We start from the raw sequence: 14,799 nt of genomic DNA on the forward strand, positions 1-14,799 counted from the left end.
TTCTTCTTTTATAAACTAAACTGATGAATAAAATATATGCATATTGTTTATTAGGCTTGTGTTTAGGTCTATCTCATACCCATTTGGCGAATCATCCAGATAAATATGTGAATAAAAAATTAAATATAGTAAAAAAGGCTCCTAAAGATTGGAAGCTTGGAGTCGCACTTTACACATTTAATGGATTTTCCTTTCCAGATCAATTGGCTAAGGCTGACAGTGCAGGTTTACATTTTATTGAAGGATATACCTTTGGTAAAGCAGGTGCTGCCTTGAAGGATTCAGCGGTGATGAACTTGTCGAAGTCGAGTGTTCGACAACTGAAACAAATGATTCAAGCAAAGGGTCTTAAAATGGAATCCATCTATTTGGTGGGAGGGAAAACCATTGATCGTTGGAAGAAGGAGTTTGACATAGCTAAAGAATTACAAGTAAATTATGTAACGGCGGAGCCTCCTGTTCATTTATGGGATGGAGTAGATAGTCTGGCAGGGATTTATAAAATCAAAGTAGCTATTCACAACCATTGGAAAGGAACGAGTGTTTATTGGACTCCCGATTCCCTACTTATTGCGATGAAAAATCATCCCAATTTTTATGCTTGTCCGGATTTAGGTCATTATCCTAAAAGTGGCATAAATCCAGTAGATGCATTGAAGAAATTACAAGGTCGTATTATCGCCATTCATTTAAAGGATATAGCAGCATATAATAATCCAAAATTGAAGGATGTACCTATTGGAACAGGTGTAGTGAATTTTCCGGAGGTTTTTGCGGAGTTAAAGCGACAAGGATTTCAAGGGAATATTAATATAGAACGAGATACCCAAGAGAATCCGAGTAATCTACCTTCGGTTATTCGGTCGGTACAATATTACCGAGAACAAATGAATCAATTAAAATAGGACCTAATTCTTAATGTTTCAGTCTCTGAATTTAACATCAGGGTAGTGAATGGTAATGAATCCTGTTTTTTCTTACAAATTACATGAGTAATATTTTTCTATGAAACGAAGAAAGCTTTTGCAGTCCATAGCCCTTTCAACAGGAGCTTTAGTGATTTTACCCAGCTGGGCACAAGGCTGGAGTCGAGAACAAATAGTTACGAATCAAGTATTTCTGCTAGAAGAAAAGGAGATGCTCCGACTAATAGCGGGAACCTTCATTCCTGAAGGAACATCTAAAGGAGCGAACGGGGTAGGGGTGGAACTCTTTCTTGATAAACTTTTTAGTGATTGCTATACGATAGAGGACCAAAATAAACTAAAAGCAGCCATCAAAGCATTATCCTTACAAGCGGATTTAAATCACCATTTGGCATTTGGGGCATGCAATTCCGCGCAGCGAGAAGGGCTATTATTGGATTTAGAGAAGTCGGCCGAGCACCTATGGGCTTATACCACCTTAAGGTCAGAAACGATTCGGGGTTATACTACTTCTGAGTATGTATTGACGGAACATTACCATTATGTCATGGCACCAGGTTTTTACCATGGCTGTGTAAACGTATAATTTATGGCCAATTTGAATCTAAGTATAGCGAAGAAAAACACCTATGATGTCATTGTCATAGGATCAGGTGCCAGTGGAGGCTGGGCTGCCAAAGAATTTTGCGATCGAGGTTTAAAGACCTTGGTTTTGGAACGGGGCAGGCAGGTAAAGCATGTAGAAGATTATCCCACGGCTTCTAAAGCACCTTGGGAATTTGAGCATCGTGGCACGGTAAGCTTGGCCGACAAGCAAGGTTTTTCTGCCAGCGGATTTATGCGGGAAGAAACCAAGCATTGGGCATTGCCAGATGATGAACAACCTGTTGTATATGAAAAACCGTTTCGTTGGACTCGGGGATATCATGTAGGGGGGAAGTCCTTATTATGGGCTAGGCAAACTCAGCGCTGGTCGGATTATGATTTTGAGGGACCTATTCGTGATGGATTTGCAACAGATTGGCCCATTCGGTATAAAGACATAGAACGTTGGTATGATCATGTAGAGAAGTTTGCCGGTATTGCGGGTTTTAATGATAACTTGGCAGAACTTCCCAATAGCATCGTTCAGCCTGGATTTGAATTAAATTGTTTGGAACAACATCTTAAAGAAACGTTAACGAAAGCTTATGGCAATCGTTGGGTTATTTCTGGTCGCTGCGCTCACTTAACCGATCCTCAAGAAATCCATTTTCAGCAGGGACGTGGCCGTTGTTTGAGCCAGCGGCAATGTAATAGAGGATGTAATTTTGGGGGATATTTTAGTAGTAATGCCTCCACCTTGCCATGGGCCGCCAAAACAGGAAATTTAACATTACGTCCACATTCGGTTGTGCATTCCATCATTTACGATGACAAAAAAAATAAAGCCATTGGGGTCAATGTGATAGATGCCACTAGTCATGAGATGATTCCTTTTTATGCCAAAGTGATTTTTGTTAATGGTTCTACCATTAATACGAATGCCATTCTTCTAAATTCTAAGTCGAATCGTTTTCCAACTGGATTGGGGAATGATTCTGGACTATTGGGAAAATTCATTGCTTGGCATAATTACCGTGGTTCGGCCAATGCTAGTTATGATGGCTTCAAAGACAAAAAGACCGAAGGAGGCAACCCCAGTAATGCCTATATTCCTAGATTCAGAAATGTAAATCGTCAGGAAACGGATTTCTTACGAGGCTATGCCGTGGGTGTTGGTGGAGGTAGAGGAGAATATTCCAAGCAAACGGGCATAGGAGATACCTTACGAGATAACTTATTGAGTCGTCAATGGGGCAATTGGAATATATCTGCTTGGATGATGGGAGAAACGGTTCCTACGGAACAAAACCACATCCGACTGCACTCCGATTTGAAAGATAAATACGGGATACCGCAGATTGTTTTTTCTTGTGACTGGACGGAAAATGATGTCAAAATGGTCAAGGATTTTAGAGAGCAAATGCAAGAAATGTTCGAAAAAGCAGGTTTTCTGCAAATTAGAACAGCCGATTCCAAATCGGCACCTGGCGCTGATATCCATGAAATGGGCGGCGTACGTATGGGGAAGAATCCTACTCATTCATTATTGAATGAATGGAATCAGTTACATTCCTGCAAAAATGTATTTGTCACCGATGGTGCCTGCATGACATCAACAGGGACACAAAATCCCACCTTAACATTCATGGCATTAGCGGCTCGTGCGGCGAATCATGCGGTGGATGAATTGAAGAAAAAGAACTTATAAAACAAAATACACATGAAAACGAATCGATTGATGCTTGTCCTTTTGGGAATTGGACTTAGTTTGGGAGCTTATGCTCAGAAAATTTACACCTATCCCTTGGGAGTACAAGCCTACACATTTAGAAAGCAATTTCCTCAGGACCCACTAAAAACATTGGATGTTATCAAAGGTATGGGCTTTACCGAATTAGAAGGTGGTGGCGCTAAGGGGATGACCTTGCAAGAGTTTAAACAACAATGCGACGCAAGAGGTATTTCTATTCCATCTACTGGAGCTGATTTTGGTGAACTAGAGAAGGATCCTATGGCGGTAGTTCAAAAGGCAAAAGTCTTAGGGGCGAAATTTGTCATGTGCGCTTGGATTCCTCATAAAGGGAACGACTTTACCTTAGAAGATGCTCAAAAGGCAGTGAATGTATTTAATAAAGCTGGTAAGGTTCTGAAAGAAAACGGAATAACGCTATGCTACCATGACCATGGATATGAGTTTCATCCCTTTGAGAAAGGAACTTTATTGGATTACATCATTCAAAAGACGGATCCTGCCTATGTTTCTTTTGAAATGGATGTATTATGGACTTTACACGGTGGTGGAGAAAAAATGCCGGTTAAATTATTGAAAAAATATCCTGGTCGCTGGAAATTGATGCACGTCAAAGATTTGCGCAAAGGAGTTGTCGGCGATTTAACGGGGCATACGCCTGCCATCAATGATGTTCCTGTAGGAACAGGTCAAGGTAACTGGAAAAAAATCATTCAATTAGGTAAAAAAGCAGGAGTTGAGCATTGTTTTATTGAGGACGAAAGCGACAATGAAATGGTCAATGTACCCTTAAGTGTTCAATACTTGAAATCTTTATAATGAAAAGAGCCCCGAAATTCGGGGCTCTTTTTTTAGAAATCTTTTTTTTCTTTAGTTGCCCATATCATGATCAAATAGTCAAAGGAGATTTTTGTCATGAAAAAGATAAAAGGTTTGGCTCTACTAATTAATCCTGTAAATTCGTTTCTAATGAATGCAAAGTATGTACTATGAAATGGACAAATGAGTTTGATTTTTTAAAAGGACCACGAGCACGATGGAAAGAGCTGATTTTTTCGATTGAAGTATTGTTTCAATATATTAAGGGATTTCGAAATCTCCACTTTATCGGACCTTGTATCACTATTTTTGGCTCAGCCCGCTTTGATTCAGCGCATTCTTATTATCAAACCACCGAGAAGTTGGCCGGTGAGCTTTCCCAGCTGGGATTTGCGATCATGACTGGCGGAGGACCGGGCATTATGGAAGCGGCTAATAAAGGAGCCATGCAAGCAGGAGGAGTGTCCTTGGGCTGCAATATTGAATTGCCTTTTGAACAACACGCCAATCCCTATTTAGATAAATTTGTGACCATTCGGTATTTCTCTGTTAGAAAGGAATTACTGCGTAAATATTCGTCTGGCTTTGTGGTGATGCCCGGAGGATTAGGCACATTGGATGAGTTTTTCGAAGTTATTACCTTAATTCAAACTGGTAAAATCAATCATTTTCCGGTAGTTGTCATGGGTTTGGAATACCATGAAAAACTGATGGCTTATTTTGAGTCATTAATCAAAGAAGAAACTGTAAGCCCAGGCGACTTTGATTATATCTTATTTACGGATGACATCCAGATGGCCATTAATCACATTCAAACAAAATCTGAAAAACGTATACCACCTCGGGAAAATCCAAATAAGCCTTTGTGGATTTTGGGGGAGAAAAAGATTTTCAAGAAGAGAGCCTAAACAGCGGGAACATGTAATTTTGTGGGTAAATGCTTAAAATAGTGGCATTTAATTAGTTGGTATACCTGACGAAGGTCATATTTATTTGGTGACTTAGAGCTGAACTTTGTGGCAAACAACATTAGATTATGTCTAAAAAGCTCGCACATTCATTTCATATCCCGGTCATGGGATTAGGCTTTACCATTGATACGCCTGTCAAAGTAGCTCATTTAGGAATTTCCTCGGTTATATCCATCATGGATGACCATCTGGTGGAGGAAATGAGGGAAGTTCATTCTAAAGCCAATGGCCGAGCTTTTACTCCTATTTTGAAAACAGAAAACGATTATCGGGCCAAGCGTATTCAAGCCTATTTGAATTTGGTGAATGAATTAGTGAATGAAAAGATCGAGGCCATGCGCCAGCAATCTTGGGAAGAGGGAAGTGATTTATATCGCTATTTCGACTTATTGCCAGAATCCTCTCCATTGAAACAAGCATACCTATCTTGGCTTTTAACGAAAGAGGAGTCGCTCGAAAATTACCTTAGAGAAAGCATCATTCCCGGTTCCATCGACGTGAATATCATGTCCAAAGTGAATAAAACCAATTATAACAAAGAAGGGGAAGCTTTGGAAAAGGAGTATGCCGATGCTTTATCAGCACTTCGTGGATATGCGATGAGCAATTTAAAATCATCGGTTATTTTTTCAGCAGGATATAATCCTTTGCTTTACAGTTATATTGAACAGTTTGAAGATTTTTTCCCTAATCAACAAGGGGAATTAAAGAAGCAAATCATTTTGAAAGTAAGTGATTTTAGAAGTGCTTTGACGCAGGGAAAATTGTTGGCTAAAAAGGGGCTTTGGATTTCTGAATTCCGTATTGAATCAGGACTGAACTGCGGAGGTCATGCCTTTGCCACCGATGGATTATTGTTAGGCCCCATTTTGGAAGAGTTTAAGCGTAGTCGGGAAGAAATGAAGCAAGAGCTTTTTGAGATGTGTCAAAAAGTAATGACAGAAAAGGGAGGAATGAACTATGCGGAATTGCCTGAAATGCGGATAACGGTTCAGGGAGGAATAGGCACGAGTGAAGAAAATGAGTTTTTATTGGAGCATTACCAAACCCAAGGAACAGGATGGGGCAGTCCATTTTTGTTGGTGCCTGAGGCGACCAATGTTGATGAGGCCACTTTAACGGCCTTGGCTACGGCAGAGGAGTCTGATTATTACATGAGCCATGCTTCGCCACTGGGTGTTCCTTTCAATAATTTTAGAAAGAGCAGTTCCGAAAAGCAGCGCTTAGAAAGAATTGAAAAAGGAAGGCCAGGCAGTCCTTGTAATTTGGAGTATTTATCCACCAATACGGAGTTCACCGAAAAACCGATTTGCACGGCTTCTCGTCAGTACCAGCATGCTAAAATTAAGGAGCTGGAAGCCCAGAATTTACCTAAAAATGAGTTTCAAAAGCTGTTTGATAAGATTACAGAAAAGGCCTGTTTATGTACCGGACTAGGGACTTCCGTCTTAAAAAATCATGGTATCAAACCGAAGCATCATTTGCATTCCATTGCTATTTGTCCTGGCCCGAATTTGGCTTATTTCTCAGGAGTATATTCTTTGAAACAAATGGTTGATCATATTTATGGTCGCATCAATATTTTGAATACCCAAAATCGACCAAATTTATTTGTCAAGGAGCTGGGCTTATATGTTGATTACCTTAAAAATGAAGTAGCAGAAAGTATGGAAAACATGAATGTCAAACAAGAGCGTTATTTGAAGACATTCAAGCAAAACTTGTTGGCAGGTGTCGAGTATTACAAAGCGCTACAAGTTCCCAATTGGAACGATATGTTGCCTGATTTGAAGCAAATGGAAAGTCGCATTGAGGCTTTAATCATACCTAGTTTGGAAAGGAATATGGCTTAGTATTGGCCTTTTCCTTCGCTATGGACAGATTTCAATGTAGAGCTTTTTAGTGGGTGTTGGGCTATATGCCAAGCATTGGGCGCAGGTATTTTCTTTAGGCGGATTGACGATTTTAAAGGTAAAGCTGTCGCCTTCCTTGAAGTTGGAAGGAAAAGTACAGGTACTAGCTAAGGCAAAAACATGTTGGTAGCTTTTCCCTGTGGTGGGATTTTTCCAATTAACCGCTACTTGCGATGTATCGATGTCTTTATTGACTGCTTCAATCACATCATTCATGCAAATACCTTGAAGCACTAATTTTCCTTGGTAACAGCTTGGGCTGATTTTTTCAGCACTTTTACACTGTAGCAAGAAGAGGTTTACGAGTAATATTCCGTATTTTTTCATCGTTAATATAGCTAGTGACAATACGATTCAGGCTAGGAATTTATTGTATGGTCATGAAAAATTGTTTTCATTTAATCTTAGCTTGATACTGCACTTACGTTTTTGAATAAACGACTATTTTCTATGAAATTAAAGAAAAAGGTACATCTGGTGTTGGGAAGTGGCGGGGCGAGAGGCTTTGCGCACATGGGGGTCATTGATGTGTTGGAAGAGCAAAATTTTGAGATAATCAGTGTGACTGGATGCTCAATGGGGGCTGTAGTTGGGGGGATTTATGCAGCAGGTTTTCATGAGGCCTATAAAAACTGGGCTTTGGGATTAACGAAATCCAAAGTGTTCAGCTTATTGGATTTCACCTTAGGTAGGCACGGTTTTGTGAAAGGAGAGCGAATTTTTGAGGTACTATCCCAATTCATCAACGTACCCAAGATTGAAGAGTTTCGCATTCCATTTACTGCTGTGGCAGCTGATATGCATACCAAAAAAGAGGTTTGGTTTCAGTCGGGGGATTTGTACCGAGCCCTGCGAGCTTCTATTGCCATTCCAGGCATTTTTACTCCCGTTATTGATGGAGAGCATGTATTAGTGGATGGCGGAGTTCTTAATCCATTGCCTTTGAATGTGGTGAAAAAACAAGAGGGCGAAATGGTCATAGCGGTTGATTTAAATGGAGATGCTCCTTTTTTTATTCTGCCAGAAAAGATTGAATCAGATGATTCAGCGCTTTTAAAAGGGATTAAAGAATGGCTGGGTAAATATTGGATTAGTCCAGTTGCTACGGATTTGTCATCCTTGGCTAGTACGAAATCTCTAAGTGATATCTTGTTTTACTCCTATGAAATGACACAGGATAAGGTCACTGAAATGATGGTTGATAAATACCAACCAGATATTTTAATTGAGATACCTAAATCGATTTCTTCTATATTTGAATTTGACCGAGCAGAGGAATTGATTTCTTGTGGTCGAAAAGCTTGTATTAAAGCGATTGCTAAAATAGAAAATTCAACCCAGAACTATGAAAAGTAAGGTGTTTTTTTTAGGTTTTTCATGTTGCTTATTGCTACTTTCTGCTTGTAAAAGAGAGGAATTACCGAAGGCCACTTGTCTAAAAGGACGCTTGGCTGTCAAGGGAATCTGTATGAATTATGTGATTGAGGTAATCGAAGGGCAAGTGGATAGTAGCCAGGTTGAAAGGCTATGGAAGCATCCAATGACGGGTAAATCGTATACGCGGGCTTTTGCTTTAAGAAGTATTTGTTCTTTTCCTGAAAGTATTAAGGAGGGCGATGAATTTTATTTTAGCATTCCTGCTTTACCCAAGGATAAAATGTGTGCTCAATGTAAGGCTTATAGTCCGGTTCCAAACAAGGGGCTGTCCATTGAAATTTGTGAATAATGTTTCCTTAGCTTAAAGACAATTTAGTTCTAGTCCAAGAACTTGATTTAATTCCGTCCGTAGTAATCCGCTGCCTCCTCCAAAATGTTCAATGGTTTTTACACTTGGATGAATTTGGGAGACGATTTGCACTATCTCTTTTTCCTGATCTAAGCATAAGCCACTACTGAATAGCACAACGTCTATGGGACGTTCTTGGCAAATGGAATGAACTTCTTCTAGCTCACAAGTACCCAGAGCAAAAAGCTCGGGGTACTTATTGACTAGTTTAATCAGCAATGCTACGATTGCTTCGTTTTTTCCTACCACTAAGATATGATGAATTTTCATCTGGAGTATAGGATAAAATAGTGTTTAGGCTTTTACTAATTGGATTTCTCCAGCGATTTTAATTTCCTCGCTAACTAAAACACCGCCGGTTTCTAAAGCTGCATTCCAGGTTAATCCGAAATCCGTACGGTTGATTTTAGTATTGATGGTAAATCCGGCTTTTAAATTTCCCCAAGGATCCTTAGCGACACCGCCAAATTCCACATGAATTTTTACAGGTTTAGTTACATCCTTGATGGTCAAATTGCCCAAAAGATTAAACTCATCATCGCTTGATTTTTCGATGCCCGTAGAGCTAAAGCTGATGTTTTCAAATTTATCAGCTTCAAAAAAATCGGCACTAGCTAAGTGAGCATCACGTTGTTCATTTCCTGTGCTGATACTAGATGTTTTTGCTGTAAAGTTAATTTTTGCATCAGCAAAAGATTCATCAGAACTTTCCGCATTTACATTGAAATCGGTAAATCCACCCGTCACGTTCGTGATCATTAAGTGTTTAACTTTAAATTGAATTTCGGAGTGAGTTGGGTCTAATGCCCAAGTTAAATTTGCCATGTTTGTTGTTTGTTTACTATGTGAATGAATTAGGTGTTAAATGTGCATGGGTACTTCCATGAGAAGTATTTTGGCATTTTCGGATTTTGCTTTCAGATCAAAGCCTTCAAGCTCCCAAAGTCCAAGACCATCCCGGCGGTCCAAATCGTATCCTTCGATGCTGAATTGCCCTTCTAGAACAAAGGCGTACACGCCATTCCCTGATTTTTTAATTTGATAGTGACTGCTTTTCCCTTCTTCAAAGTGCCCTAAATGAAACCAGGCATCTTGGTGTATCCAAACTCCCTCATCTTCTGGATTGGGAGAAAGGATTTGCTGCAATTGATTCAGGCTATCCTTATTTTCTAAGGTGATCTGGTCATATCGTGGTGTCACGTTTTTCTTATTAGGGAATACCCAAATCTGTAAGAATTTAACGGCTTCTTCTTTATCATGATTGTATTCACTGTGATAAATACCTGTTCCGGCACTCATTACCTGAATATCTCCTTGACGAATAACCGCCACGTTACCCATACTGTCTTTATGTTCTAAATCTCCTTCAAATGGAATACTGATTATTTCCATGTTGTCATGCGGATGCTGGCCAAAGCCCATTCCACCTTTGACCATATCATCATTGAGTACTCTTAGTGCCCCAAAATGGATTCTGGAAGGATCGTAATAATTGGCGAAACTAAATGTGTGTGAGCTGATTAACCATCCATGATTGGCTTTGCCCCTCGAGTCTGCTTTGTGTAAGATGCTCTTTGTCATATTGTTTTGAATTAACAATACAAAGGTCAGAACTAGATGTTCCTAAAATCATAATCTAGATTAAGAAAGTAAAATCCTAACAGAGCCAGTAAAGAACAGGGTTATTTGATTTTAATTAGCGTGCACGCAGATATTCACTACGCATCTTGCTCAGGAATTCGGGAGTGACACCGATGTAGGCAGCGATCAATTTTTGAGGAATATCGTTAATTAAGGTCGGAAAGGTTTGACAAAAATTGGCATAGCGCTGCTTGGCACTTAAACTGAGATTGTCGATAAGTCGTTGTCGATATGCGACTAAAGAGTTTTCAGTCAAAATCCGAAAATACCTTTCAAGAGCGGGGATTTGATCAAAAAGCACTAATTGGTCTTTTCTACTGAGCAATACTACTTCGGAATCCATGATGGCCTGAACACTGAGGTCGCCCGGTTTTTGGGATATAAAACTGTACATATCCGTAATCCACCAATTGGATGGGGCAAACTGCATGATATGTTCAAATCCATTTTCATCAAGAGAAAAAGATCTAAGGCAGCCTGAAACGACGAGAGCTGCGTCTTTGGTAATTTCTCCTCGTTCAAATAGGTATTCTTTTTTAGTGAGTTTGACCCTTCTCCAGGTTTGTTCAATCAATGCGCAATCAGCCTCACTCAAGTGGATGTGTTTTTTGATGTTGAGTATGACTGGGTTTTCTGACATAAGCATTAAGGAATCTGGGTATAATCTATTTCCTGAAAACTCGCGACTGATGGTATCCATACGTTCTCAACAAAACGGACATGATCAGGATGTTGGGTGTAGGCTTGATATATAGCATCTGATTCGAACTGCATGATTAAGCCATATTCAAAGGGGTTTTTAGGACTCGTTTCTTGGAGACATTGCAAATTTTGTACTCCCGGAATCTGGGCTAATTTTTTAGCTTCTGAAAAGAATGTATCTCGCTGTTCTTGGCTAAGGTCTGATTTGAATTGAAGAAATACAGAATGGTAAATCATGATTAAAAATTTATGTTCAAAGGTAGAAATATTTTGTATAACTAAGATTTCAATCTTGAATAGATACTATTTCCACCTTTATGCGCAGAGACATATTTTCAAACTTTTTTCATCCACAAAAGTAACTGTTTGATTTTTTTTTGAAAAAATTGCATTATTTCTTTTTGGTATCCATGCGATCTTTAGCCGTAAAATCATCATTTCTTTGCTTTTAGCTGATTATCAAAAAGATACATTAGTTTATAAATAAATTTAATAAGGATAGTTAAGGATGGTTGACTTTGCTCAAATGAGTTAGTTGGGCCTTATAATATCATTGTTTCTATAAATAATACTATTTTAAAAGCAAACAAGATACAAACCTTTTACAACCAAACTCAAACTTCTTATTATGAAAAAACTATCATTACTAATTTTTTGTATGCTCCTGGTTTACCAAGGACTTGCTCAAAGTGTGCAAGTCCGAGGAAAGGTTAGCACTACCGGAGGAGTAGGAGTTCCCGGCACTTCGGTGTTAGAGAAAGGGACGAATAACGGTGCAGTAACCAACGCAAACGGAGAGTACTCTATCCGAGTAGCTTCTAGGAATGCGGTTCTAAATTTTTCATCCGTAGGTTTATTGCCTAAGTCCGAATCAGTACAAGGACGGACTATCATCGATGTCCTATTGGAAGAAAATCAAAAAGAATTAACCGAAGTGGTTGTGGTAGGTTATGGTTCCCAAAGAAAACAAGATATCACATCTGCCGTTTCGGTGATTGGGATGAAGGATATTGGGGAGCAACCAGCAAGCAACATGAACCAATTATTGCAGGGCCGAGCCTCTGGGGTTGTGGTGAAGCAAAAAGCGGGAACGCCCGGTGGAGCTTTTGAGGTACGTGTACGTGGTATCGGTTCATTAGGAGCGGGTAGTGATCCATTGTATGTAATTGATGGATTTCCTGTTGGAACGACCGTTGGAGCAAATTTTAACCCCAACGATATCGAAAGTATTTCTGTCTTGAAAGATGCGGCATCTACTGCCATCTATGGAGCAAGAGGTTCCAATGGTGTAGTTTTAATCACTACGAAAAATGCGCAAGAAGGGAAAGTAAATGTAAATTTCTCCGTGGATTATGGGGTAAACAGTATTCCTGATTCTCGTCGCGTGAAAATGTTAAATGGTCCTGAGTTTGCTCAGTTCAAGAAAGATATTTTCATGGATGCTATTCGGATCTTACAAAAAAGAGAGCCATCCTTAGAGGAGGTACCTATTGGATATCGTTTTCCTGAGCAGACCAAATATTCTACGGATTGGTTTGGAGCTATTCTTAATAAGAATTCGGCGTATCAAGATGCCAACTTGACGATTAGTTCGGGTAAAGGCCCTATCAAATCGATGTTTTCTGTTGGTTACTATAAAGAAGATGGTAGTATCATGAATACCGATTATGACCGTATATCGATTCGTTCCAATAACGGAGGTCAAGTGAATAAGTTTTTAACGGTGGGTTTGAATGTTAACGGAAGTTTGACTCGTCAAAACGTAGCCAATACAGACGGACGTAGTGCCTTGGTTGGTGGAGCATTATTAATGGATCCACGTGAGCCGATATACAATCCTGATGGAAGTATGCGACCTTATATTGGTGGTGTAGACGGAGCCTTTGGTTTTCCTAACCCCGTATTTTTATTGCAGAATGTCATCCGTAAAAGAAATATTTCGGATGTGTTAGCCAATGCCTTTGCTGAGTTTACAATCATGGAAGGTTTGAAATTTAGATCATCCATTAATGGTAAAATGAATTTCAACCGCTTTAAAGAGTATGTGCCTTCGACTATTGGAGCATCTGTAGCTTCAGGAACGGCTGGAGCACCTCCTAGAATTGCTACAGCAAGAGACATTTCAGAGCAATTGCAAAACGTTTCCTTTGATGAGTTGCTGACTTACTCACCTAAATTAGGCGAAGAACATAAATTGGATGCGATGCTTGGTTTTACTTCACAGAAAGAGCAGGTTTATGGAATCGACGGATCAGCCAATACTTTTCCAGATGATTTAGTACCTTATTTAGGAGCGGGATCGATTCGCTCATCTAACTCTTACGAATACAGTTGGTCATTAATGGCGTATTTTGCTCGTGTTAACTATGCCTTGAAAGATAAGTATTTGTTCTCTGCTTCTTTCCGTAGAGAAGGGAGTTCTCGATTTGGAGAAAATAATAAATTTGGAGATTTCCCAGCGGCTTCGGTAGGTTGGAGAATTTCCGAAGAGCCTTTCCTGAAGGACCTCAGCTTTATTAATGACATGAAACTTCGTGTTAGCTGGGGAGTAACAGGTAACAATAACATCGGTAACTATCCTAGCTTAGCTTTCGTGGGGGCCAATAACTACATCTTAGGAAATAGCTTCGCTCCTGGTAAGGTGATCAGTAATTTTGCCAACTCCTCGTTGAAATGGGAGAAGTCAGATCAATTGGACATTGGTTTGGATTTAGCCACATTCAATAACAAGTTGACATTCACCTTTGAATATTATAAAAAGGTAACCAATGATATGTTATTGCCTGTTTCAATTCCAGCGGTTTCTGGTTTTACCACCAGTTTGGATAACATCGGCCAGGTTCAAAATACAGGAGTGGAGATTAGTGCTGATTATCGCACCAGTTTTGGTCCAGTGAATTTCAGAACCAATATGAATGTGACGATGAATCAAAGTAAAATTTTGGCTATCAAAGGAGCTAATGATATGCTTTGGTATGGAGGTTTTTATGGAGGATATAATGTCATGAAAGTAGGTCGCCCAATTGGTATGATTTATGGCTATAGAAAAGAAGGAATTTTCAATACGCAGGCAGAAATTGATGCTTGGGCTAAGCAAGACGGAGTTATTCCTGGAGGTATGAAGTTCAAAGACATGAATGGAGATGGTGTTATTTCTTATGATACACAAGACATGACAGAGATTGGTAATCCAAATCCTGCCTTTACTTGGGCTTGGACTATGGCGGCAGATTATCGCCAGTGGGATTTGAACGTATTATTTGTAGGGGCGCAGGATTTTGACATCTACCGTAATATTGAAGCTTCTACCATGAACATGGACGGTGTATTTAACGTATTGGATAAAGCGAAGGATCGTTGGAGATCAGCGACTAACCCAGGAACTAATCCAAATGATAAAAACTCTCAAGGTGGAACTAGTTATTTTAAATGGTCACGTGAGAGTAGTGAGCGTTATGTATATGACGGAAGTTATGTTTGGTTAAAGGCCGTGACATTAGGATATAAACTTCCTAAAATGAGTAATATATTCAGCGAGTCTAGAGTATTCTTAACTGCGAATAACTTATTCTTATTCACCAATTACCCAGGAAATAACCCAGATGCAGGTGTTAGAGGCGGTACGGAATTGAACAATGACGATGAGTCATATCCAGTTCCAAGAACAGTGGCTCTTGGTGTTAAATTAAACTTCTAATTCTACCAA

General features: G+C 39.5%; 15 protein-coding genes. 9 read left to right on the forward strand and 6 right to left on the reverse strand.

Annotated elements, in window-relative coordinates; translation table 11 throughout:
• The first annotated feature begins 23 nt into the window (after positions 1-23).
• From U0R11_RS06390 to U0R11_RS06415, 6 genes are all read left to right on the forward strand, one after another.
• Positions 24-905 carry a sugar phosphate isomerase/epimerase family protein gene (locus U0R11_RS06390; protein WP_406750685.1) on the forward strand — a complete coding sequence of 294 codons (882 nt, stop codon included), beginning with the start codon at positions 24-26 and terminating at the stop codon, positions 903-905.
• Positions 906-1,005: 100 nt separating this feature from the next.
• Positions 1,006-1,512, forward strand: a complete 507-nt coding sequence (locus tag U0R11_RS06395) for a gluconate 2-dehydrogenase subunit 3 family protein (protein ID WP_406750687.1) — start codon at positions 1,006-1,008, stop codon at positions 1,510-1,512.
• 3 nt (positions 1,513-1,515) lie between these two features.
• Positions 1,516-3,219: a GMC oxidoreductase gene (locus U0R11_RS06400; protein WP_406750689.1), complete on the forward strand. Its 1,704-nt coding sequence runs from the start codon at positions 1,516-1,518 to the stop codon at positions 3,217-3,219.
• 12 nt (positions 3,220-3,231) lie between these two features.
• Positions 3,232-4,080 (forward strand): sugar phosphate isomerase/epimerase family protein, encoded by an 849-nt coding sequence (locus tag U0R11_RS06405; protein WP_166373686.1) that lies wholly within the window; start codon positions 3,232-3,234, stop codon positions 4,078-4,080.
• Positions 4,081-4,250: 170 nt separating this feature from the next.
• Positions 4,251-4,988, forward strand: coding sequence for an LOG family protein (locus U0R11_RS06410; protein WP_406750691.1), 738 nt, complete (start codon positions 4,251-4,253; stop codon positions 4,986-4,988).
• 128 nt (positions 4,989-5,116) lie between these two features.
• Complete coding sequence (locus U0R11_RS06415) at positions 5,117-6,904, forward strand: hypothetical protein (protein ID WP_406750693.1); 1,788 nt, start codon at positions 5,117-5,119, stop codon at positions 6,902-6,904.
• 18 nt (positions 6,905-6,922) lie between these two features.
• Here U0R11_RS06415 and U0R11_RS06420 read toward each other — a convergent pair whose 3' ends face one another.
• Complete coding sequence (locus U0R11_RS06420; protein ID WP_406750694.1) at positions 6,923-7,291, reverse strand: hypothetical protein; 369 nt, start codon at positions 7,289-7,291, stop codon at positions 6,923-6,925.
• 123 nt (positions 7,292-7,414) lie between these two features.
• Between U0R11_RS06420 and U0R11_RS06425 the strand changes: the two genes are divergently transcribed.
• Together U0R11_RS06425 and U0R11_RS06430 are read left to right on the forward strand one after the other, a co-directional pair.
• Positions 7,415-8,320 (forward strand): patatin-like phospholipase family protein, encoded by a 906-nt coding sequence (locus tag U0R11_RS06425; protein WP_406750696.1) that lies wholly within the window; start codon positions 7,415-7,417, stop codon positions 8,318-8,320.
• Complete coding sequence (locus tag U0R11_RS06430; RefSeq protein ID WP_406750698.1) at positions 8,310-8,690, forward strand: hypothetical protein; 381 nt, start codon at positions 8,310-8,312, stop codon at positions 8,688-8,690. The genes U0R11_RS06425 and U0R11_RS06430 overlap by 11 nt, the downstream gene beginning before the upstream one ends.
• Before the next feature lie 12 nt (positions 8,691-8,702).
• On the opposite strand, the gene U0R11_RS06435 is transcribed toward U0R11_RS06430, so the two are convergent.
• The 5 genes from U0R11_RS06435 to U0R11_RS06455 form a co-directional block, all read right to left on the reverse strand.
• The gene (locus U0R11_RS06435; RefSeq protein ID WP_406750700.1) at positions 8,703-9,020 is read right to left on the reverse strand and encodes a hypothetical protein; all 318 of its coding nucleotides are present in this window, start codon (positions 9,018-9,020) and stop codon (positions 8,703-8,705) included.
• Between the two features lie 24 nt (positions 9,021-9,044).
• The gene (locus tag U0R11_RS06440; protein WP_406750701.1) at positions 9,045-9,575 is read right to left on the reverse strand and encodes a YceI family protein; all 531 of its coding nucleotides are present in this window, start codon (positions 9,573-9,575) and stop codon (positions 9,045-9,047) included.
• 36 nt (positions 9,576-9,611) lie between these two features.
• Positions 9,612-10,331 (reverse strand): pirin family protein, encoded by a 720-nt coding sequence (locus U0R11_RS06445; protein WP_406750703.1) that lies wholly within the window; start codon positions 10,329-10,331, stop codon positions 9,612-9,614.
• A 115-nt stretch (positions 10,332-10,446) separates the two neighbouring features.
• The gene (locus tag U0R11_RS06450; RefSeq protein ID WP_406750705.1) at positions 10,447-11,091 is read right to left on the reverse strand and encodes a Crp/Fnr family transcriptional regulator; all 645 of its coding nucleotides are present in this window, start codon (positions 11,089-11,091) and stop codon (positions 10,447-10,449) included.
• On the reverse strand, positions 11,037-11,330 hold the full coding sequence (locus tag U0R11_RS06455; protein ID WP_406750706.1) for a Dabb family protein: 294 nt from the start codon (positions 11,328-11,330) through the stop codon (positions 11,037-11,039). Before U0R11_RS06455 ends, U0R11_RS06450 begins: the two co-directional genes overlap by 55 nt.
• Before the next feature lie 391 nt (positions 11,331-11,721).
• On the opposite strand from U0R11_RS06455, the gene U0R11_RS06460 reads away from it, so the two are divergent.
• Positions 11,722-14,790, forward strand: coding sequence for a SusC/RagA family TonB-linked outer membrane protein (locus U0R11_RS06460; protein WP_406750708.1), 3,069 nt, complete (start codon positions 11,722-11,724; stop codon positions 14,788-14,790).
• Positions 14,791-14,799 lie beyond the last annotated feature (9 nt).

Origin of the sequence: Aquirufa salirivi, from assembly GCF_045310485.1 — a bacterium.
In the GTDB taxonomy this organism is placed as follows: Bacteria; Bacteroidota; Bacteroidia; order Cytophagales; family Spirosomataceae; genus Aquirufa; species Aquirufa salirivi.

What these genes read in the sequence shown, in the direction of transcription:
- U0R11_RS06390 (WP_406750685.1), top strand. Translation starts at nt 24, where the DNA reads ATGAATAAAATATATGCATATTGTTTATTAGGCTTGTGTTTAGGTCTA.
- U0R11_RS06395 (WP_406750687.1), top strand. Translation starts at nt 1,006, where the DNA reads ATGAAACGAAGAAAGCTTTTGCAGTCCATAGCCCTTTCAACAGGAGCT.
- U0R11_RS06400 (WP_406750689.1), top strand. Translation starts at nt 1,516, where the DNA reads ATGGCCAATTTGAATCTAAGTATAGCGAAGAAAAACACCTATGATGTC.
- U0R11_RS06405 (WP_166373686.1), top strand. Translation starts at nt 3,232, where the DNA reads ATGAAAACGAATCGATTGATGCTTGTCCTTTTGGGAATTGGACTTAGT.
- U0R11_RS06410 (WP_406750691.1), top strand. Translation starts at nt 4,251, where the DNA reads ATGAAATGGACAAATGAGTTTGATTTTTTAAAAGGACCACGAGCACGA.
- U0R11_RS06415 (WP_406750693.1), top strand. Translation starts at nt 5,117, where the DNA reads ATGTCTAAAAAGCTCGCACATTCATTTCATATCCCGGTCATGGGATTA.
- U0R11_RS06420 (WP_406750694.1), bottom strand. Translation starts at nt 7,291, where the DNA reads ATGAAAAAATACGGAATATTACTCGTAAACCTCTTCTTGCTACAGTGT.
- U0R11_RS06425 (WP_406750696.1), top strand. Translation starts at nt 7,415, where the DNA reads ATGAAATTAAAGAAAAAGGTACATCTGGTGTTGGGAAGTGGCGGGGCG.
- U0R11_RS06430 (WP_406750698.1), top strand. Translation starts at nt 8,310, where the DNA reads ATGAAAAGTAAGGTGTTTTTTTTAGGTTTTTCATGTTGCTTATTGCTA.
- U0R11_RS06435 (WP_406750700.1), bottom strand. Translation starts at nt 9,020, where the DNA reads ATGAAAATTCATCATATCTTAGTGGTAGGAAAAAACGAAGCAATCGTA.
- U0R11_RS06440 (WP_406750701.1), bottom strand. Translation starts at nt 9,575, where the DNA reads ATGGCAAATTTAACTTGGGCATTAGACCCAACTCACTCCGAAATTCAA.
- U0R11_RS06445 (WP_406750703.1), bottom strand. Translation starts at nt 10,331, where the DNA reads ATGACAAAGAGCATCTTACACAAAGCAGACTCGAGGGGCAAAGCCAAT.
- U0R11_RS06450 (WP_406750705.1), bottom strand. Translation starts at nt 11,091, where the DNA reads ATGGATACCATCAGTCGCGAGTTTTCAGGAAATAGATTATACCCAGAT.
- U0R11_RS06455 (WP_406750706.1), bottom strand. Translation starts at nt 11,330, where the DNA reads ATGATTTACCATTCTGTATTTCTTCAATTCAAATCAGACCTTAGCCAA.
- U0R11_RS06460 (WP_406750708.1), top strand. Translation starts at nt 11,722, where the DNA reads ATGAAAAAACTATCATTACTAATTTTTTGTATGCTCCTGGTTTACCAA.